The 19,487-nt window shown below is 70.2% G+C and carries 13 protein-coding genes; 6 read left to right on the forward strand and 7 right to left on the reverse strand.

Translation table 11 applies throughout. From position 1 onward, the window contains the following. Positions 1-45: 45 nt before the first annotated feature. Together C8D87_RS02250 and C8D87_RS45620 are read left to right on the forward strand one after the other, a co-directional pair. Positions 46-3,147 carry a M14 family metallopeptidase gene (locus tag C8D87_RS02250; RefSeq protein WP_112225351.1) on the forward strand — a complete coding sequence of 1,034 codons (3,102 nt, stop codon included), beginning with the start codon at positions 46-48 and terminating at the stop codon, positions 3,145-3,147. A 20-nt stretch (positions 3,148-3,167) separates the two neighbouring features. Then, positions 3,168-3,323, forward strand: coding sequence for a hypothetical protein (locus C8D87_RS45620; RefSeq protein ID WP_170154936.1), 156 nt, complete (start codon positions 3,168-3,170; stop codon positions 3,321-3,323). Between the two features lie 97 nt (positions 3,324-3,420). Here the strand turns inward: C8D87_RS45620 and C8D87_RS02255 are convergent, their stop codons facing one another. Beyond that, positions 3,421-4,650, reverse strand: coding sequence for an aspartate aminotransferase family protein (locus tag C8D87_RS02255; protein WP_112225352.1), 1,230 nt, complete (start codon positions 4,648-4,650; stop codon positions 3,421-3,423). Positions 4,651-4,743: 93 nt separating this feature from the next. Here C8D87_RS02255 and C8D87_RS02260 point away from each other — a divergent pair, with 93 nt between their 5' ends. The 3 genes from C8D87_RS02260 to C8D87_RS02270 all read left to right on the forward strand — a co-directional run bounded on the left by C8D87_RS02260 (position 4,744) and on the right by C8D87_RS02270 (position 9,534). Beyond that, positions 4,744-5,613, forward strand: a complete 870-nt coding sequence (locus C8D87_RS02260; protein WP_112225353.1) for a LysR family transcriptional regulator — start codon at positions 4,744-4,746, stop codon at positions 5,611-5,613. A gap of 10 nt (positions 5,614-5,623) precedes the next feature. After that, positions 5,624-6,616, forward strand: coding sequence for a LacI family DNA-binding transcriptional regulator (locus C8D87_RS02265; protein WP_112225354.1), 993 nt, complete (start codon positions 5,624-5,626; stop codon positions 6,614-6,616). A 107-nt stretch (positions 6,617-6,723) separates the two neighbouring features. Beyond that, positions 6,724-9,534: a glycoside hydrolase family 2 TIM barrel-domain containing protein gene (locus tag C8D87_RS02270; protein WP_233441862.1), complete on the forward strand. Its 2,811-nt coding sequence runs from the start codon at positions 6,724-6,726 to the stop codon at positions 9,532-9,534. On the opposite strand, the gene C8D87_RS02275 is transcribed toward C8D87_RS02270, so the two are convergent. After that, positions 9,518-10,795, reverse strand: a complete 1,278-nt coding sequence (locus C8D87_RS02275) for a lanthionine synthetase LanC family protein (RefSeq protein WP_233441863.1) — start codon at positions 10,793-10,795, stop codon at positions 9,518-9,520. The genes C8D87_RS02270 and C8D87_RS02275 overlap by 17 nt on opposite strands. Before the next feature lie 80 nt (positions 10,796-10,875). Here C8D87_RS02275 and C8D87_RS02280 point away from each other — a divergent pair, with 80 nt between their 5' ends. Then, on the forward strand, positions 10,876-13,911 hold the full coding sequence (locus C8D87_RS02280; protein ID WP_112225355.1) for a BTAD domain-containing putative transcriptional regulator: 3,036 nt from the start codon (positions 10,876-10,878) through the stop codon (positions 13,909-13,911). Between the two features lie 13 nt (positions 13,912-13,924). Here C8D87_RS02280 and C8D87_RS02285 read toward each other — a convergent pair whose 3' ends face one another. The 5 genes from C8D87_RS02285 to C8D87_RS02305 all read right to left on the reverse strand — a co-directional run bounded on the left by C8D87_RS02285 (position 13,925) and on the right by C8D87_RS02305 (position 19,471). Next, a complete protein-coding gene (locus tag C8D87_RS02285; protein WP_109636743.1) occupies positions 13,925-14,698 on the reverse strand; it encodes an ABC transporter permease in 774 nt (257 codons plus the stop codon). After that, complete coding sequence (locus C8D87_RS02290) at positions 14,695-15,645, reverse strand: ATP-binding cassette domain-containing protein (protein WP_112225356.1); 951 nt, start codon at positions 15,643-15,645, stop codon at positions 14,695-14,697. Before C8D87_RS02290 ends, C8D87_RS02285 begins: the two co-directional genes overlap by 4 nt. A 69-nt stretch (positions 15,646-15,714) precedes the next feature. Further along, positions 15,715-16,830, reverse strand: a complete 1,116-nt coding sequence (locus C8D87_RS02295; RefSeq protein ID WP_233441864.1) for a MalY/PatB family protein — start codon at positions 16,828-16,830, stop codon at positions 15,715-15,717. Further along, the gene (locus C8D87_RS02300; RefSeq protein WP_112225357.1) at positions 16,827-17,867 is read right to left on the reverse strand and encodes a tartrate dehydrogenase; all 1,041 of its coding nucleotides are present in this window, start codon (positions 17,865-17,867) and stop codon (positions 16,827-16,829) included. Before C8D87_RS02300 ends, C8D87_RS02295 begins: the two co-directional genes overlap by 4 nt. Next, on the reverse strand, positions 17,867-19,471 hold the full coding sequence (locus C8D87_RS02305) for an SLC13 family permease (protein ID WP_112225358.1): 1,605 nt from the start codon (positions 19,469-19,471) through the stop codon (positions 17,867-17,869). The genes C8D87_RS02300 and C8D87_RS02305 overlap by 1 nt, the downstream gene beginning before the upstream one ends. Positions 19,472-19,487 lie beyond the last annotated feature (16 nt).

Genomic DNA, 19,487 nt, shown 5'->3' on the forward strand with positions numbered 1-19,487 from the left:
CGTCGGCACGTCTTGCGTCGACCACGCACGCCACGGAGGAACGCGATGAGGCGGTCCACGACATTCCTGTCCGCATTGGCTCTCGTCCTGGGAGGCGTGGCGGCGTCACCCGCCCAAGCCGCGCCCGAACACGATCCCCTCGACGTCTACGTCGCCCGGGTGACGCCCGCGCAGGCGGGTGATCTCTCCAGGCAGGGCTTCGACGTCGCGCACGCCGCCACGGCCGGCGACAGGGTCGAGGTCGAGCTCGTGCTCTCCGGCGGCCAGCAGAAGGAGCTGGCCAGACGCGGAGTCGACGCGAAGGTCAAGAAGAACGCGGACGGCAAGAGCGCGCGGCAGCTCGCCGCCGAGCAGGCCGCGAACGGGTTCACCGTGTGGCGGTCCTTCGACGAGCCGGGCGGGATCCGCGACCAGCTGTACACGCTGGCGCGCACCAACCACAACCTCGTCAAGCTCTCGGTGCTCGGCAAGACCGGACAGGGGCGCGAGATCATCGCGCTGAAGGTGACGCAGGGCGCCAACGGGCTGCGCGACGGCAGCAGGCCCGCGGTGCTGTACTCGTCGACGCAGCACGCGCGGGAGTGGATCAGCACTGAGGTGAACCGCAGGCTGCTCAACCACGTCGTGGACCGCTTCAAGGCCGGCGACAAGGAGATGAAGGACCTCCTCAAGGACACCGAGCTGTGGTTCGTGATCGTCGCCAACCCGGACGGCTACCAGTACTCGTTCGACGTGGAACGCCTGTGGCGCAAGAACCTGCGCGACAACGACGGCAACGGGCAGATCACCGTCGGCGACGGCGTCGACCCGAACCGCAACTTCGACGAGCACTTCAACTACGACAACGAGGGTTCGTCGAGCGCGTTCGCCAGCGAGACCTACCGCGGGCCGAGTGCGGCCTCCGAACCCGAGACGAAGGCGATGCAGGGGCTGCTGGACCGGATCAAGCCGAAGTTCCAGTCGAACTGGCACTCCGCCGGTGAGTGGATCCTCTACCCTCAGGGCTGGCAGACCGGCTCGCCGGAGGCGGACAACCCGATCTACGTCGCGCTGGCCGGCACCGACGCCAAGCCCGCGATCGCCGGGTTCGACCCCGGCATCAGCTCCGACGAGCTGTATGTGACCAACGGCGAGACGACCGACTACGCCGACAGCCGCAACGGCACGGTGGCGTTCACCCCTGAGCTCAGCGAGGGCTGTGACGGCTGCGGCTTCGTCTTCCCCGACGACGAGGCGCTCGTCGAGCAGGAGTTCCAGAAGACGCTGCCGTTCTCGCTGTCGCTCGCGAAGTCCGCCGTCGACCCGGCGAATCCGAAGTCGAGCGTCGGCATCGACGTCAAGCCGTTCTACCTCGACCAGGCCGATCTCGACCAGGAGAACGGTCCACTGTCCATGTTGGACTTCACGTTCGACGTCTCCTACGGCGATCCGCAGGAGGTCCGGGTGCTGGCGAAGAAGTCGCTCGGCGCCGTGACCGCGAAGTGGCAGATCGGCGACGGGCCGGTGCAGAGCGGGCCCACGTCGGTGTGGACCGGCGGTGAGCGGTACAACACCGGCAATGCGAACTACTACCACGTGGTGCGCGGCACGGTGACCGGAACCAACCCGGGCGACCAGGTCAAGGTGTGGTTCGAGGGCGGCGGGCAGACGAGCGCTTCGTTCACCTACCGCGCTGTCTCCGAGACGGGCAACAAGGTGCTCGTTCTGGCCGCGGAGGACTACACCGGCGCCTCGCCCGTGCAAGGCGTAGCGGCGCCGAAGTACGTCTCGTACTACCTCGACGCACTCGCCGCCAACGGCATCGCCGGCGACGTGTACGACGTGGATGCCAACGGCCGCAAGGCACCTGACGCGCTCGGCGTGCTGAGCCACTACCAGGCCGTCGTCTGGTACACCGGCGACGACGTCATCACCCGCGAGGCGGGCTGGGGTCCCGGCAACGCCTCCAGCCTGGCGCAAACGGAGCTGTTCGAGATCCGCGACTACCTCAACGAGGGCGGAAAGGTGCTCTACACCGGCAAGTACGCCGGGCATCAGTACGCGGGCGGGCACGGCACGCAGCTCTACGACCCGTTCGAGAACAAGCAGTGCAGCACGCTGCCCGACGCCGCCACGCGGTGCCGCCCGCTCACCGGTTCCGGCAACGGCGTGAACGACGTCATCGAGTACTGGTTCGGTGCCGCGATCATCAACGAGGGCGCCGGCCAGGACCCCGACACCGGCGACACGTTCCCCGTCGCCGGTGTCGCCAACCCGCTCACCGGCATCTCCTTGTCCCTCAACGGAACCGACAGCGCGCAGAACCAGGACCACACCGCGTCGTTCCTGACGACCAGTGGCCTGCTGCCGGTGACCCAGTACCCGCAGTTCGCGAGTGAGGTCGCCGCTGCGTGGGACCGCCCAGGTGGCCCGTTCGCGCCGCACACCGGCGACTACTACATGTACTCGCAGATCAGCGACGTGTCGTACAAGCGGCTGACGCGCACGATCACCGTGCCACCGGCCGGCGCGCAGATGTCGTTCTGGACGTCGTACGACACCGAACCCGCCTGGGACCACCTGTTCGTCGAGGCCCGCACAGCCGGCGGCACCAACTGGACGACGCTGCCCGACCTGAACGGGCACACGACGACCGCTCCGGGGGACAGCTGCCTTGCGGGCTGGCGCGACCTGCACCCGCACCTCGACCACTACCAGACGATCAACGCCGACGGCACCTGCTCGCCCACCGGTTCCAGCGGTGTCTGGAACGCGGCGTCCGGCGGGTCCGGCGGCTGGCAGCAGTGGAACGTCGACCTGTCCGCCCATGCGGGTTCCCAGGTCGAGGTGTCCATCGCCTACGCCAGCGACTGGGCCGTTCAGGGTCTCGGCGTCTTCGTCGACGACATCGAGGTCACGACCGGTGAGGGCACGACGTCGTTCGAGTCCGGTTTGGACGGTTGGACCGTCACCGGCCCGCCCGCGGGCAGTGCCCCCAACGGCAACAACTTCATCCGCACCACCGCCGCAGGCTTCCCGGAGGGTGCCGTGGTGAGGACCGCCGACACCCTGTACTTCGGGTTCGGTTTCGAGGGCATCACCGACGCCGCGACGCGCAACGACGTGATGGGGAGGTCGATGCAGCACCTGCTCGGCACAGGACCGTGAACAGTCCTAACATGGGTTCCATGGGCACCACGACCCTGGAACTGACCGATGAGGAGCTCGTCCTCCTCCGGCACGCGCTGCGCCACTACCTGTCGGAGTTCGGTCACGAAGAGGCCGACATCCTGCGGAAGGCACGCGCACTGCTCGGCAAGCTCCCCGAGCCGGTCCGCAAGTAGGCCGGAGCACCGACGTCGCCGGGTCGCCTCGCACCCGGCGACCGGTGCCGTCCGGCCTCGACCGCGCGCCAGGTCCGCCGACCCGCCTCCGGGGTGATCAGCCAGCCGTCCCGATGGCCTCGTCGAGAATGCTCAGCCCCAGCGCCAGTTCCTCTTCGGTCGCGGTGAGCGGCGGCGCGATCCGGAACACCCCGCCCATCCCGGGAATCTGCACGATGTTCATGTGCAGCCCCAGCTCCAGGCACTTCTGCGTGATCGGCGCGCTCAGGCTCTCGTCCGCGATCTCCAGTCCCACCAGCAACCCGCGCCCGCGCACGTCGGACACCAGCGAGTGCCGGGCAGCGATGTCGTCCAGTCCGTTGCGCAGGAACGCCCCGAGCTTCGCCGCCTGCTCGTCCAGCCGTTCCTCCACCAGCACGTCCAGCACCGCGTTGCCCACCGCGGCGACCAGCGGATCCGACACGTGCGTGGTGAAGAACAGGTAGTTGCGGGCGTGCGCCTCCTCCTCGATCTCGGCCGAGGTGATCACCGCGGCGAGAGGCAGGCCGGCGCCCAAAGTCTTCGACAACGTCAGGATGTCCGGCACCACGCCGTCACGCTCGAACGCGTACCAGGTTCCCGTGCGGCACAACCCGGTCTGAGCCTCGTCGAGGATCAACAGCATCCCGCGCTCCCGGCACTTCGCCGACAGCGCCGCGAAGTACCCCACCGGCGGCTCGAGAATCCCGCCGGAGCTCAGAATCGGCTCGACGATGCACGCGGCCAGCGCACCCACGGACTGCGCGTCGATCAGCTCGAACGCGAGATCCAGCTGCGTCTGCCAGTCACCGGTCGGCGCCGGAATCGCGAAGTTCCCCGGTGTGGCGGGCCCGTACCCCTTGCGCCCGGCGCTGTAGGTGGCGGCAGCCGCGGCAGCCGTCATCCCGTGCCACGAGCGCGCGAACGACACCACCTCGTACTTGCCGGTCACGAGCTTGGCCATGCGCAACGCGGCCTCGTTCGACTCTGCGCCGGTCGTCAGCAGCTGCACCTTGGACAGCGGCGCGGGCAACGTCTCGGCGAGGCGGCGGGCCAGGTCCACCACCGGACGGCTCAGCATGCCGCTGAACAGGTGGTCCAGGTTCGCGATCTGCCGCCGCACCGTCGAGACGACGCGCGGGTGCGAGTGGCCGAGGATCGCGCTCATCTGGCCGGACGTGAAGTCCAGGATGCGGCGGCCGTCCTCGGTGAACAGGAAGCTCCCCGAGGCGCTGTCGATGATCTCCCGCGTGAACGTGCCCCCGTAGCGGACGAGGTGGCGGTCTACGTCCTGCCAGAAAGTGTCCATGCGGGAGACGCTACGAACCCGTGAGCATCAGGTCCATCTCACAATTCCACGCTCGCTGTTCGGAAATACCGAACAACGAGCACACTGCACGGCATGACGCTGAACCCGTGGCGCCTGCGCCTGCTCAGCCAGCTCGACGCGCTGGGGACCGTGCGGGCGGTGGCGCAGGCCGCGAACCTGAGCGCTTCGAGCGTGTCGCAGCAGCTCGCGGTGCTGGAGAGCGAGACGCGCACGCAGCTCATCGAACGGACCGGGCGCCGCGTGCGGCTGACGTCGGCCGGGCTGATCCTGGCCAGGCGAGCACGGTCGATCCTCGACCAGATGGACGCCGTCGAAGCCGAGCTGCGCGGCCTCAACGAGGAGCCGTCGGGCCTCGTCCGGCTGGGTGCGTTCCAGAGCGCGATCCACACGCTCGCCGTGCCCGCGATCGGGCACCTCGGCCACCCGCACCTGCAGGTGGAGCTGGTCGAGCTGGAGCCGCACGCCAGCATGCCCGCGTTGCTGGCAGGCGAGGTCGACGTGATCATCACGACGACGGACTTCGTCGAGCTGCCGGTCCCCGGGGACATCGACGTCGTGCCGCTCGGCGAGGACCCGATCGTGCTGCTCTCACCGCCGGGTCAGCCGAAGGCGGACCTCAAGGCGTGCAAGGACGAGCCGTGGGCGTTCGACATCCCCGGCTCGTACATGGCGAACCTCGCCACGCGCCTGTGCCGGCAGGCGGGCTTCGAGCCGCGGGTCGCCGGGCGGTTCAGCAACTACATGCTGACCCTCAAGCACGTCGAGGCGGGTCTGGCGGTCGCGGTGCTGCCCGCGCTGGCGGTCGACCCCAGGTTCGACGTCGTGACGAAGGAGCTCCCGGTGACCAGGAAGATCACCGCCGCTGTGCGCAGGGACGCGCGCGCCGCGATCACCGCGGTGCTCAACGCCCTGCATACTCGGTCGCAGTTCAACGAGAGGTGACGCCGACGAGATGGGCACTGCCAGCAAGCGCGTGACGATCAACGACGTCGCGCGGACCGTCGGAGTCTCGCGGCAGACGGTGTCGCGTGCGCTCAACGACAAGGGCGAGATCGACGTCGGCACCAAGCAGCGGGTCCTCGACGCCGCGCGCGAGCTCGGCTATCGGCCGAGCCGGTTCGCCCGCGGGCTGGTGCGGCAGGACACGACCACCATCGGACTCGTCATCCCCGACCTGCTCAACCCGTTCTTCACCGAGGTCGCCGCCGGGGCGCTGGAAGCCGCCCGCGCGCGCGGCTGGCACGTGATCGTCTACGACACCGCCGGCAGCGCCGACGAGGAGCGCGGCACGCTCGAAGTGGTCGTGTCCCAGGTGGACGCCGTCGTGGGCTACTTCAGCCTGGCGGAGGCCGATCTCGACGCTCACCTCAGCGGCATGCCAGCCGTCCTGATCGGGCGCGAGCACCAGACGCCGCGGTTCAGCTCGATCCGCGTCGAGGGCGCGGCGGGCGTCCGCGAGGCCGTCGACCACCTCGTCTCGAAGGGGCACCGCGAGATCGGCATGCTCGACCACGCGGGCCGCAGCGAGCCGAGCATCCGCCGCGCGTGGTTCACCGATGCGATGAACGCACACGGGCTCGCCGCGGACGCGGTCGGGAACGCCCTGCAGTCGGTCGACGGCGGGACCGAGGCGCTGACCGGCCTGCTCACGGAGCACCCCGAGCTCACCGCCGTCTTCACGTTCAACGACATCATCGCCATCGGGGCGCTGAGGGCGGCCCGGCGGCTCGGCCGGGTGGTGCCGGACGACCTGGCCGTGGTCGGGTTCGACGGGCTCCAGCTCGGCACGGTGGTCGATCCGGCGCTGACGAGCGTCGCGCTCGACACCCGCCGCGTCGGAGCGCTCGCGATCGAACAGGCGGGCAGGCTGCTCACGGGCTCCACACCGCTGCCCTCGGAAGAACTGCTGGTCAACGCCGTTCTTCTGGTGCGCGAATCCGCCTGACTCCTTGACAGATCCAGCCGTTCTGCGCATGCTTCGGAGGTGTCCGTGAACGTTCACGGGAGCGTTCACGGACTCCCTCGAGGGTGAGACGCTGAAGGGCTGAAACCTTGTACATCGAAGACATGGGTCCTGGTACGGGTGCCTTGCCGCCGCGTGCCTTCTTCACCTCCGACGCGGCATCGCTGTCGCTCGACGGAGCCTGGCGCTTCCACCTGTCCCCGTCCGCGGCCGCGGCGCCCGCCGGCGTCGAGCGCGAGGACTTCGACGACAGCGGCTGGTCCACGATCACCGTTCCCGGGCACTGGCAGCTGCAGGGCCACGGCTCTCCCGCGTACACCAACGTGCAGTACCCCTTCCCGATCGAGCCGCCGTTCGTGCCGTCCGACAACCCGACGGGCGATCACCGGCTGACGTTCGACCTGCCTTCCGGCTGGCCTTCCGACGAGCCCGCCGCGCTGCGGTTCGACGGCATCGACTCGTGCGGGCGGGTGTGGCTCAACGGTGCCGAGCTCGGCGTGACGCGCGGCAGCAGGCTGCCGTCGGAGTTCGAGGTCGGCCACCTGCTCCGCCCGCGGGGCAACGTGCTGGTCGTGCGCGTGCACCAGTGGTCGTCCGGCAGCTACCTGGAAGACCAGGACATGTGGTGGATGTCCGGCATCTTCCGCGCCGTGACGTTGCTGTCGCGGCCGCGCGGCGGTGTCGCGGACTTCCACCTGAACGCCTCGTACGACCACGTTTCCGGGCTCGGCCGGCTGTCGATCACCGCCGCTCCCGAGGTGCTGATCACCGTGCCGGAGCTGGGCGTGCAGGACGCGCGGTCCGCCGAGGTGCCGGTGGAGCCGTGGAGCGCCGAGAACCCCCGGCTCTACGACGGTTTCGTGCACACGGCCGTCGAACGCGTGCCGGTGCGGATCGGCTTCCGCACCGTCGCCATCGAGGACGGCGTGATCACGATCAACGGCTCGCGCGTGGTCTTCCGCGGCGTGAACCGGCACGAGCACCACCCGCGTCTCGGACGCGCCGTGCCGCGCGAGACCGCTCTCGCCGACGTCCTGCTGATGAAGCGTCACAACGTCAACGCCGTCCGCACCAGCCACTACCCGCCGGACCCGCACTTCCTCCAGCTGTGCGACGAGTACGGCCTGTGGGTGATCGACGAGTGCGACCTGGAGACGCACGGCTTCGGCGACCTGGGCTGGGAGGGCAACCCGAGCGACGACCCGCGCTGGACCGAGTCCTACCTGGACCGCATGCGCCGGACCGTCGAACGCGACAAGAACCACCCGTCCGTCGTGATGTGGTCGCTCGGCAACGAGGCCCACACCGGCCGCAACCTCGCCGCGATGGCCTCGTGGGCCCGCGACCGCGACCCGTCCCGCCCGGTGCACTACGAGGGCGACCGCGAATGCGAGTACGTCGACGTCTACAGCCGCATGTACGCCCCCCACGAGGAGGTCGAGGAGATCGGCCGGCGTGAGGACACCAACGCCCGGCGCCGCACGCTGCCGTTCATCCTGTGCGAGTTCGCCCACGCCATGGGCAACGGGCCGGGCGGCATGCTCGAGTACCGGGAGCTGTTCGAGCGCTACCGCCACGTGCAGGGCGGGTTCATCTGGGAGTGGATCGACCACGGCCTCGAGGCCGACGGGCACTACGCGTACGGCGGCGACTTCGGCGAGAAGATCCACGACGGCAACTTCGTGATCGACGGCCTGGTGTTCCCCGACCGCACGCCGTCGCCCGGCCTGGTCGAGTTCGCCAAGGTCTTCGAGCCGGTGCGGATCACCGGGACCGCGCAGAGCATCCGGGTCGAGAGCCGCTACGACCACGTGTCGCTCGACCACCTGCGGTTCGACTGGGTGTACGAGGTCGACGGGGCAGAGGTCGCCTCGGGGTCGCTCGACGTGCCCGCGGTGACTGCCGGAGAGCACGCAGAGCTCCAGGTCCCGCAGCTCCCGGCGGCGTCCGGCGAGGGCTGGCTGACCGTCCGCGCCTCCCTGGCCACCGCCACCACCTGGGCCGACGCCGGTCACGTCATCGCCTGGGGTCAGATCGCCATCGCGGAAGCCGCCCCGGTCTCCCCCGTCACCGCCGTGGAACTGGTGGGCGTCGGCGATGTCCTCTCGCTCGGCCCCGGCGAGTTCGACCCGGCCTCCGGCCTGCTGACCAGGATCGGCGAACACCCGGTGCAGGGTCCGCGCCTTGACCTCTGGCGCGCCCCCACGGACAACGACCGAGGCTCCGACGCACCGGACGACCGCGCCTGGCGCGAGGCGGGCCTGCACCGCCTGCAGCACCGCGTCATCGAGGTCGGCGTCCAGGAGAAGGCGCTGGTCGTCCGTACGCGGGTGGCACCACCGGCGCTCGGTTTCGGCATGCTCGCCGACTACCACTGGACCGCCGACGGCGACCGCCTGCGACTCCAGCTCGACGTCACCCCCGACGGCGAGTGGCCCTGCACGCTCCCCCGCCTCGGTCTGCGGTTGGCCCTCCCGGCCGAGCTGACGACCGTCGAGTGGTTCGGCGCGGGTCCGGGCGAGGCGTACGCGGACAGCCGCCACGCGGTCCGCACCGGCCGGTTCAAGTCCACTGTGGACGATCTGCAGACGCCGTACGTCTTCCCGCAGGAGAACGGCAACCGGGCGGACGCGCGCTGGCTCCAGATCACCGCGGGCGGTCGTGGCCTCCGGGTGAGCGGCGAGCCGGTGTTCGACTTCACCGCCCGCCGCTGGACCACCGAGGACCTCGACGCGGCCCGGCACCCGGACGAGCTGAAGCCGCGCGAGCACGTCCACCTGAACCTCGACCTCGCCCAGAACGGACTGGGCACGGCGTCGTGCGGGCCGGGCGTGTTGCCGCAGTACCGGCTCTACGCGCAGAAGGCGAGCTTCTCGCTCACCTTCACCCCGTTGTCCTGAGCGCCCACCAGGTGTCCATTCGAGGCACGGCGGCCGTGTCGCCCTGAGCGACACGGCCCGCGTGGAACAGGAACGCGGCGATGCCCGCCGCGCCCTGCATCCAGCCGACGCCGGGTGGCAGCAGCGGGTCGTCGTTCCTGTGCTCGAGGAACCGCCAGCACACCCCGGTCCCGTCCGGAATCGCGCGCTCGACGAGCACATCGGCAAGTCGCAACGCGAAGTCCGTGTGTTCGCCGGTGTCCAGCAACCTGTCGCCGACCCCGGCGGTGCCGCAGCAACGGCCGTCGTTGTCCCAGAACCCCGGATAGCGCCGTTCTGGCAGGCCGGAGGACAGGATGCTGTGCAGGCACCGGTCGTGCCAGTGCGTCACCGGGGCATCGGCCACGTCGGAGACACCGGCGTGGCCCAGCGCCGGCCACAGCAGCGACGTTCCGGTGGGGCCGTGGCACCAGCCGTAGCTGAACGGCTCCATGTCCTCCAGCAACGGGATGCGCAGCGGCACGCGGAAGCCACCGTCGCTCACCTCGGCGAGCGTCACGAGGTGCTCCGCACCCGAGGCCGCCGCCTTGACCAGGTCCGGCCGCCCGAACTCCGCGCCGGCGAGCGCCAGCGCGGTCGCGATGCCGGACAGGCCGTGCGAGAAGTTCGGCATCTCCCGTTGCACGACGCACGAGCGCACCGGCACTGCACGCCAGTTGAGCCCGGCCGGCACCTCCTCCTGCTCGGCCAGCAGGATCTCGGCCGCCGTGTCCGCGAGCTCGCGCGCTCCCCCGGCACCGTGGCGGTGAGCCCACACGGCCGCGAGCAGGACACCTGCCGTGCCGAGCGTCAGGTCCTGGCTGCGAGCGCCTTCCAGGAACCGCGGCGGGCTGTAGTGGTCGAGCGCCCAGCCGTCCGGTGTGGACAGTTCGAGCAGCCGGGTGACGGCCGCGCCGGATCCGGGCTCGCCGAGCGCGGTCAGCACGCCGATCGCGCTGACCAGACCGCCGAAGAACGTGTAGTCGGTCGTGGTGGCGATGCCCGCGCGGACCTGCTCGGCGACGACCGCGGCCAGGCGTTGCTCCTCGTCCGTCCACTCCCGGCTCAGGCGGATCTCCGCCAGCACGTGCGCCAGGCCGCCGACGCCCGCGTACATGCCGTCGCGGTCCTCCGGGTCGAACTGGCCGCCCGCTGACGGCGGAATCCACACCGCGTCGTCGTAGCGCACCTGATCCAGCACCCACCGCCAGGCTGCCTCGGCGGTCCCCCAGTACGTTTCCATCGCGCGATCATCGCATCGCGCCGGCCCGCGTACCCGGCGTTCCCGCCCGGTCGCATCACGTGATCTGGAAAGCTGGACCCGTGCGCGTGGCATTGCTGGGCCCCACGACCGCGGAGGCCGACGACGGCACACCGGTCGACATCGGTGGTGCCCGCGTCCGCATGCTCCTGGCCCGCCTCGCGCTCGATCCCGGCCGTCCCGTGCCCACCACGACCCTCATCGACGGCCTGTGGGGCGAACAGCCACCCGCGGACGCGTCGAACGCCCTGCAGTCGCTCGTCTCACGGCTGCGCAAGGTCTGCCCGGACGTGACGCTGGAGCCGGGCGGCTACCGGCTCGCGATCGCGCCGGACGACGTCGACGTCCACCGGTTCGAACGGCTCCGCGCCGCCGGGCGGCTCGACGAGGCACTCGAGCTCTGGCGAGGTGACGCGCTCGCCGACGTGCGAGAAGCGCCGTTCGCCCAGTCCGCCGCCGCACGGCTCGACGAGGCACGCCTCAGCGCCGAGGAGGAGCGGTTCACGACCGGCGAGCTCGACATCGTCGCGCTGACCGCCATGCACGAGAAGCACCCGCTGCGGGAACGCCTGGCCGGACTCCTGATGCGGGCGTTGTGCGCGCAAGGCAGACAGTCGGACGCGCTGCGCGTCTACGAGGGCGTCCGCCGCCGACTCGCCGACGAGCTGGGCGTCGACCCGTCCCAGGAGCTGCGGGACATCCACGTCGCCGCCCTGCGCGGCGAGCTCACCCCGAGGCCCTCGGTCGACCGGCTGCCCGTGCGGCTCACCAGCTTCGTCGGCCGCGACGAGGAACTGGCCCAGATCACCGGTCAGCTCGGCCACGCGCGGCTCGTGACGCTGGTCGGACCGGGCGGTGCGGGCAAGACGCGGCTGGCCACCGAGGTCGCGGCCCGGCATCCGTTGCACGCCAAGGGGCGCGTGTGGTTCGCGGCACTGGCCGGTGTCCGCGCGCCGGAGGATCTCGCGGGTGCGGTGCTCAGCGCGTTCGACGTGGCCTTCGGCGGGGATCCGTTGCGGCGCGGGGCGGAGGGCATGAACCGGATCGCCGAGGTGCTGGGCGCGGGCGAGTCGTTGCTGGTGCTGGACAACTGCGAGCACCTCATCGGCGCCGCCGCCGAGTTCGCCGGTGACCTGCTGCGGCGCGTGCCGAACCTGCGGGTGATCGCTACCAGCAGGGAGCCGCTCGCGATCGACGGCGAGTCGCTCTGCCCGGTCGGCCCGCTCTCCGTGCCCAACGGCCAGACCGACGTGTCGGGGTTCGGCTCGGTGCGGCTGTTCCTGGACCGGGCGAACGCGGTGAAGCCCGGCTTCCGGCTGGACGAGTCCACTGTGGACGAGGTTCGGCAGATCTGCCGCAGGCTCGACGGCATGCCGCTCGCACTCGAACTCGCGGCCGCGCGGCTGCGGTCGATGACGATCCGGCAGATCACCGAGCGTCTCGACGACAGGTTCCGGTTGCTGACCTCGGGCAGCCGCACGGCACTGCCCCGCCAGCGCACGCTGCGCGCCGTCGTCGAGTGGAGCTGGGACCTGCTGACGGAGGAGGAACGCCAGCTCGCGCGCAGGCTGTCCGTGTTCCCGGCGGGAGCCGACCTCGCCGCGATCGAGCAGGTCTGCCACGAGGACGCGCTGTACGTGCTCACGTCACTGGTCGAGAAGTCCATCGTGGACGTCACCGAGCACGACGAACCGCGCTACCGGATGCTCGAGACCATCCGCGTCTACGCGGCGGAACAGCTCGACGCGGCCGGGGAGAAGCGAGAGGTCGTCGACCGGTTCCGCCAGTACTACCGGGCCCTCACCGGCAGGTGGGAGCCGCTCACCCGCACCACCCGCCAGCTCGAGGCGATCGGGATGTTCGACGCGGAGCAGGACAACATCGCCGCCGCGCTGCGCGGCGCGTTGGACGATCGCGACGCGGAGCTGGCGGCGGACCTGGTCGGCGGCACCTTCTGGTACTGGCTGGTCAAGGGCGACAACGAACGTGCGGAGCTGTCGGTGCGCGACGTGCTCGCGCTCGGCAACGACCTGCCGGCCGACCTCGCCGCCTCGTTCCGCGCGATGCACCTCATCATGACCGCGATCCCCGGCGCCCCGGAGACCGTGCAGGCCGCGGACGTCATCGAGGACTGTGTGCGCACCGGTGCCACGCAGAAGTATCCGGCGCTGTCGATCGCACTGCCGATGCTCGCGTTCCTCAGCCAGAACCGCGAGCTGGCACGCCGTGAGGTGGCGCGGGCCTCGGCGAGCGAGGACGCGTGGGCGCGAGCGGCGGCCGACTGGGCGTTGAGCTTCATCCTCGTCGACGAGGGTGATCTCGACGGCGCCGAAGTGGCCCGTGACCGCGCGTACGAGCAGTTCGTGGCCGTGGGCGACCGCTGGGGCTCGGCGATGACGCTCGGCATGAAGGCCGCGTTCGTCTCGCACACCGGCGACAACCAGGCGGCGATCGACCTGTACCAGCGCGGGCTCGACGTGGCGCTGGAACTGCGGTCGCAGGACGACGCGGTGCAGCAGCAGTGGCGGCTCGCGGTCGAGTACGCGCGCGCCGGCGACCACGAGTCGGCCGCGCGTGAGGTCGCCGAGGCGGAGCAGTACGTCCGCGACGTCGGCAACGACCAGATGTCTCTCATGGTCGGCTACGCGAAGGCCGAGGTCAGGCTCCGCGCCGGCCACGCCGCCGAAGCACGTGAGCTGAGCACGCGGATCAAGGAGTCGGCCACGATCTCGGCCGTGTTCGGCTCGTACGTCGCGGAGTGGTCGGCGATGCTCGACGCGCGAATCGCGCTCGAGGAGGGCGATCTGGCCGAGGCGGAGGCACGCGCCGCGGTGGCGATCGGCATGACGTCGGACCGCGGCGACATGCCGGATCTCGCGACGGTGACCGAACTGCTCGCCCACATCCGGCACCGGCAGGGCCGCGGCTCGGCGGCCCGGCTGCTCGCGCTCGCCCAGGTGATCCGCGGCCGGCTCGACCTGGGCGATCCCGACGTGCGGCGCCTCGTCGCCGAGCTCGGCGAGCCCGGACAGCTCACCATCGGCAAAGCGGAAGCGCTGCGGGAGATACGCGAGGAAGCGGGCATCAGCACCGGCTGACACCCGCCTCGCACTAGACCCTCTTGCGGTAGGCCCACGTGGCCAGCGGGAAGAACACCGCGACCGCCGCCACCATCCAGATCAGCGAACCGGTGAGCGGTGCGGCGATCGCACCGCCGTTGAGCAGTCCGCGCAGCGCGTCCGCCATCAACGAGACCGGGCTGATGTCCGCCCACGCCTTCAGCCAGCCCGGCATCGTCGACGTGCCGACGAACACGTTGCTGCCGAACGTCAGCGGCATGATCAGCACGAACATCATGCCCTGCACGGCCTGCGGGGTCTTGAGCAGCATGCCGACGAACACCGACGCCCAGCAGAAGGCCAGCCCGAACACGATCGTGAGGCCCACCGCGACGAGCAGTTCCACCGGCCCGGTCTGCACCCGGAAGCCCATGACGGTGGCGACGACGAGCAGCACCATGATGCAGACGACGTACCGCACGATGTCCGCCAGCACCGCGCCGATCAACGGTGCCGAGCGGGCGATCGGCATGGACCGGAACCTGTCGAACACGCCCTTGGAGACGTCCGTGTTCAGCTGCACGCCCGCGGTCATGCTGGCCTGCAGGATGTTCATCACCATGATCCCCGGCACCAGCATCTGCAGGTACGCGTCCGTGTTCCCGGCGAGCGCGCCGCCGAAGAGGTAGGTGAACATCGCCAGGAAGACGATCGGCGCGATCGTCACGTCCATCAGCTGCTCGGGGTTCTTGCGGATCTTCAGGATTCCGCGCCACGCCAACGAGAACCCGTGGCGCATGCCCTTGTCCAGCGCGATGGTGCTCATGCCAGGCTCCCCTCGGTCTGCTTGCCCGTCAGCGCGAGGAAGACCTCGTCGAGCGACGGCAGGCGCAGCGCCAGCTCGTCCGCGGTGATGCCGGCGTCGTCGAGCTTGCGGACCAGAGTGGACAGCAGCACCGGATCGTTGACCGGCGCCGTGAGCAGTCCGGTGTCGTCGTCGCGCGTCGGCCGAACCCCGGTCAGGTCGCCGAGAATCCGTTGCACGACATCGAGATCGCGCAACGACGTCGGCCGCACCTGCAGCGTCTGCCCGCCCACGCGGCGCTTCAGCTCGTCCGGCCGTCCCTCGGCCACCACGCGGCCGTGGTCGAACACCGTGATCGTGTCCGCGAGCTGGTCGGCCTCCTCCAGGTACTGCGTGGTGAGCAGGACCGTCACCCCGTTCGCGACGAGCTTGCGCACCACCGCCCACACCTCGTTGCGGGCGTGCGGGTCCAGCCCGGTGGTCGGTTCGTCGAGGTACAGCACCGACGGATTCCCGACCAGGCTCGCCGCGAGGTCGAGCCGCCTGCGCATTCCGCCCGAGTACGTCTTGGCGGCCCGCCCCGCGGCGTCGGTCAGCTCGAACTGCTCCAGCAACTCGGCCGCCCTGGCACGCGCCCCCGCCCGTGAGTGGTCCAGCAGCCGCGCCAGCAGCACCAGGTTCTCCGTACCGGAGAGGTCCTCGTCCACCGACGCGTACTGCCCGGTCAGCCCGATCAGCGACCGCACCGCCCTGGGATTCTTCACCACGTCGTGCCCTCCGACCGTGGCGTGCCCGGCGTCCGGCCGCAACAACGTGGCCAGCACCCGCACCGCCGTGGTCTTGCCCGCACCGTTCGGCCCGAGCACGCCCACGACCTTCCCCTCTGGCACCTCGAGGTCCACGCCGTCCAGCGCTTTGGTCTCCCCGTAGTGCTTGACCAGGCCTTCTGCCCTGATCGCCAGTGACATCGTCGGTCCCTCCCCGTGTTCGGGAGGAACTGTGCGCCGCCCCGCTGGCAGGACGCGCACAAGCCGCTGTCAGCCCCTGACAGCCGCTGTCATGCGCCGGACGGCCTCCGTGAGGATCTCGGGCGAGGTGGCGATGTTGAGCCGCGCGAAGCCCGCTCCCCCGCTGCCGAAGTCCGTTCCCGAGGTCAACGCGACCCGTCCACGTTCGAGGAACAGCGCCGCCGGGTCCGCGCCGATGCTCCGGCAGTCCAGCCAGGCCAGGTAGGTCGCGGGTGCCGGCCGGTACCCGATCTCCGGCAGATGCTCCGCGAGCAGCCCAGCCAGCAGCGCGCGGTTCCCCTCGAGAGCTTCCAGCACCGCGTCCAGCCAGTCGCCACCTTCCTTCAACGCCGCGGTGTGCGCGATGGAGGCGATGTGACTGGGCCCGTGGCTGACCTCCACCGGCAACCTGTCGAGGTCGTCCGCGTCCGCCCCGGCAACGGCGATCGCGGCCTTCAGCCCGGCCAGGTTCCAGCCCTTCGACGCGGACATCAACGACAGCCCTCGCGGATCAACGCTCAAGTACGGCACGAACGTCGCGCTCCTGGACACGATCGGCGCGTGAATCTCGTCGGCGATGACCCGAACCCCGTACTTCCCGGCGAGGTCGGCAACGGCGGCCAGCTCTTCGGCCGTGTGCACGGTCCCGGTCGGGTTGTGCGGACTGCACAGCAAATACACCGGCCGCGCGGCGCGGACGTGCCTGAAGGTTCGCTCCAACACGTCCGGATCGAGCCGACCGTCGTTCAGCGGCGCTTCGACGATCGGCAGTCCCATGCTCCTCACGAACATGTAGAACGGCGGGTACACCGGCGGGCTGACGATGACGAGGTCACCGCCCACCACCTTGATCATCTCGACGATGCCGAGCATCACGTCCGCCACGACCGCCGTGCGGTCGACCGCGATCCCGTCCCACCTCCAGCGGCTACTCGCGAAGCCTGCCAGCGCCTCGGCATATCCGGTTCCGCACGGGTAGCCCGTATCGCCGAGCTGCACGGCATCGATGATCGCCCGCGCGACCGGTTCGGCCGGCTCGGCGTCCATCTCGGCCACCCACATCGGCAGCACGTCTTCCGGGTACTGGCGCCACTTCACGCTCGTGCGCTGCCGCAACCGCTCCAACCGGACGTCGAACGGGTTCACGAGGCCGACCGCACCAACGCCTCAGTGACTTCGCGGATCGAGGCCGTGCCGCCGAGATCGGGAGTTCTGGTCGACGGCTGGGCCAGTGTCGTCTCGATCGCCGCCAGCACGGCCGCGGCGGCATCGGGCCGGCCGAGGTGCTCCAGCATCAGCGCGGCCGACCACACCGCGCCGACCGGGTTGGCCACTCCCGTGCCCGCGATGTCCGGCGCAGACCCGTGCACCGGCTCGAACATCGACGGGAACTCCCGCGTCGGGTCGAGGTTGGCGGACGGCGCGATGCCGATGCTGCCCGCGACGGCCGCCGCCAGGTCGCTCAGGATGTCACCGAACAGGTTCGAGCCGACGACGACGTCGAACCGGCCCGGCTGCAGCACGAACTTCGCGGCCGGCGCGTCGATGTGCTCGGCGTCCCAGCGCACCCCGGGATGGTGCTCGGCCCGTTCGGCGACGATCTCGTCCCAGAACGGCAGGGTCTGCACGATGCCGTTCGACTTGGTCGCCGACGTCAGGTAGCCACGGCGCAGTGCCGCGAGGGCGAAGGCGTGGCCGACGATCCTCGTGACGCCGGCCCGCGTGAAGATCGCCTCCTGGATCGCGAGCTCGTCGGGGAAGCCGCGGTTGAGCCGGCCGCCCGCCTCGCTGTACTCGCCCTCGACGTTCTCCCGCACGACCACGAAGTCGAACTCGGCCTCCCGCACCGGCGTCTCGACGCCGGTGAACGTCCGGATCGGCCGGAGGTTGACGTACTGGCGGGAGGTGCGCCGGATCGGGATGAGCAGACCCCACAGCGACACGTGGTCGGGTACCCCGGGCCAACCGACCGCGCCGAGCAGGATGGAGTCGAAGTCCCGCAACACGTCCAGCCCGTCAGCCGGCATCATCGCGCCCTCACGCGTGTACCGCTCGCACCCCCAGTCGAACTCGGTGTACGACAGCTTGAAGCCGTGCGTGGCCGACACCGCGTCGAGCGCGTCCCTGGCCGCGCCGATCACCTCCCGGCCGATCCCGTCGCCCGGTATCACCGCTATCCGCATCAGCCACCGATTCCCAGCAGTGCGACCATCACCGGTAGCCCGAGCAGGATCAGGATCGCGCCCAGCACGTCGAACGAGATGCCGGAGCGGATCATTCTCGTGATCGGAACCACCCCTGATCCGTACACGACCGCGTTCTGCGGTGTCGAGACCGGCAGCATGAAACCGAATGACGCGGCGAACGTCGCGGCGAGCGCGGGCACGAACGGGTTGGCGCCCGCGGCCATCGCGATCGGGATGATGATCGGCACGACGACGGCGGCGGAGGCGGTGTTGCTCGTCGTCTCCGACACGACGATCGCGAGGACGACCGCGAAGATCGTGATCGGGACGACGCTGCTCAGGCCGAGCAGGTCGGACGCCGACTCGCCCAGCGTCTTGGCGAGACCGGTGCTCGCCAGCAGCGAGCCGAAGATGATGCCGGTGCCGAACAGCAGGATCGTGCCCCAGTCGATCTCGGCCGCGTCACGCCAGCGCAGCGTGAACTCACGCTTCGGCCAGTCGACCGGCAGCAGGTACAGCAGCGACGCGCCGATCACCGCGATGACACCCTCGTCGAGCCGGTCGCTGACCGTCTCGTAGACCTTCGAGTCGTTGCCCGCGATCAGCGCGACGATGCCGGGCACGATCCACAGCGTCACGGTGACCCCGAACGCGATCAACGTGTTCTTCTCCGCGCGGGACAACGGCCCCATCGCGTCACGCTCCCGCTGGACGTAGTCGCGCACGCCGTCGATGCGCTTGATCTCCGGCCGGTTGAGCAGCAACAGGACCACCCCCAACGCGACGAACATCAGCGCACAGATCGGCAACGCCGTCGCGGTCCACTGGGCGAACGAGATCCGCTCCCCGGTGGCTTCCTCGATCAGGCCCCTGCCGATGAGGTTCGGCGGTGTCCCCACCGGTGTCAGCAGTCCGCCGACGCTGGCGCCGTACGCGAGCATGAGCATGATCGCGGCACCGACCCGCAGCCGCAGCGGGTCGAAGTCCTCGGCCACCAGCCCGCGTTCCTGAAGCAGCTTCGCGATCACCGCGAGGATGCCGATCGCGGTCGGCAGCAGCATCGCGACCGTCGCCGTGTTGGACACGAACGCGGACAGCACACAGGTGATGCCGCCGAACGCGATGATCACGCCAGTCGTGGAGCCACCCACCCGCGGCAGCGCGAGGATCCGAAACGCGAACCGGCGCGCCAGCCCGTGCTTGAGCATCGCCTGGGCCAGGATGAACGCCCCGATGAACGTGAAGATCGTCGACGAACCGAACGGGCGCAGCGCCGCGTCCGGCGGCACCACACCCAGCACGACGATCAGCCCGACACCGATCAGCCCGCCGACCGGGATCGGCACCGCCTCGGTGATCCACAGGACGATCACGCCGAGCAGGATCCCCGCGAGGGTCTGCTGATGACCTGCCAGGTCGATCGGCAGCGCCAGGAACACGATCGTCACGAGCGGTGCGAGCCACAGTCCCACCGTGCGGCGGCCGCGCTCGAACCTCTCCTCGGTTTTGGACAGCTTCTGCTCGCCCAGACTCCGATATGTGGCGTGGCCGAGCAGTGCGGCGTCCACATCGGTCCGGTTCGTTGGTCGGTCGTTCGGCATGGTGCGCCTCCCATCG

The sequence above is a fragment of the Lentzea atacamensis genome, assembly GCF_003269295.1.
GTDB lineage: Bacteria > Actinomycetota > Actinomycetes > Mycobacteriales > Pseudonocardiaceae > Lentzea > Lentzea atacamensis.